1 protein-coding gene is annotated in these 1,362 nt (G+C 64.8%); it reads left to right on the top strand.

Annotated features, from left to right (window positions below; all coding sequences use genetic code 11):
- The first annotated feature begins 115 nt into the window (after window positions 1–115).
- Window positions 116–1,306, top strand: a complete 1,191-nt coding sequence (locus DW024_RS09895) for an IS256 family transposase (RefSeq protein ID WP_117648577.1) — start codon at window positions 116–118, stop codon at window positions 1,304–1,306.
- Window positions 1,307–1,362 lie beyond the last annotated feature (56 nt).

Here is a 1,362-nt window from a genome sequence, read left to right as displayed (position 1 = left end):
GGTGACGCATAATTTCTTTCGCAAATTGACAACCGCATAGCGGAACACGGCCCGCGCCCCGTCATATGATTTCTAGCGGCTAAACAACAAATCAACGACGAAAGGGGCACGGGCCGTGTCTGCGAACATCGTAACAGTCGACGAGGAGTCGCTGCGCAAGGACATAAAGAATCTGGTGAGGAAGACCGTCGAGGAGACGCTCAACGCGCTGCTCGACGAGGAGGCGTCCGAGCTCGTAGGGGCCGGGCGCTACGAGAGGACGGCAGGCCGGGAGGCATACCGCAGCGGCCACTACGCGAGAAAGCTCGTCACCGGGGCAGGAGAGGTCGAGCTCAACGTGCCGAAGCTGCGCGGCGCGACCTTCCAGACGGCCGTTATCGAGCGCTACCGCAGGCGCGAGACTTCGGTCGAGGAGGCCATCGTCGAGATGTACCTCGCGGGCGTCTCGACCAGGAGAATCGAGGACGTCTCCGAACTCCTCTGGGGAGCGCCCGTGTCCTCCGGCACCGTCTCCAACCTCAACGAGAAGGCGTTCGCGTCCATCGAGGCCTGGCGCCAGAGGCCGCTCGAGGGCGATTACCCTTACGTTTTCGTCGACGGCATCTACCTCAAGCGCAGCTGGGGAGGGTCCTACGAGAACGTGGCCGTTCTGGTGGCCATCGGCGTCAACTCCACCGGCGACCGGGAGGTCATCGGCTGCGCGGAGGGCTACACCGAGTCGGCGGACTCGTGGCGCGAGTTCTTCTCGTGGCTCAGGGGGCGCGGGCTCTCCGGCGTGCGGCTCGTCACCGGCGACAAGTGCGCGGGGATGCTCGGTGCGCTCGAGGAGGTGTTCCCCGGGGCACGCTACCAGCGCTGCACGGTCCACTTCTACCGAAACGTGTTGGGAAGGGTGCCCGTGACCAGGAGGAAGGCCGTGGCGCGCATGCTGAAGGCGATTCACGCGCAGGAATCGCGCGAGGCGTGCTCGAGGAAGGCGGCGGAGGTGGCGGACGAGCTGGACGGGATGAGGCTCGGCGCGGCCGCGAGGACGGTGCGCGACGGCTTCTCCGAGACTCTCGCCTACACGGACTTCCCGCCGGAGCACTGGCGCAGAATCCGGACCAATAACGGTATCGAGCGCATCAACCGCGAGATCAGGCGGAGGACGAGAGTCGTAGGGACCTTCCCGGACGGCAACTCGGCCCTGATGCTGGTGACGGCGAGGCTGAAGTACATCGTGGAGCACGAATGGGGCAAGAGGAGGTACCTGGACATGTCGAAGCTGGAGGAGATGGACGAGCTGAGCAAGAAGGCGGAGGGCTAGAGCAAGGCGGGGCCGAGGCCGCCTCGATCAATTTGCGAAAGAATCTTGACGGTACC

Origin of the sequence: Collinsella sp. AF37-9, assembly GCF_003475115.1 — a bacterium.
Lineage (GTDB): Bacteria > Actinomycetota > Coriobacteriia > Coriobacteriales > Coriobacteriaceae > Collinsella.
Note: the sequence above shows the minus strand (reverse complement) of the source record. Positions and strands in the feature narration are given on the sequence as shown.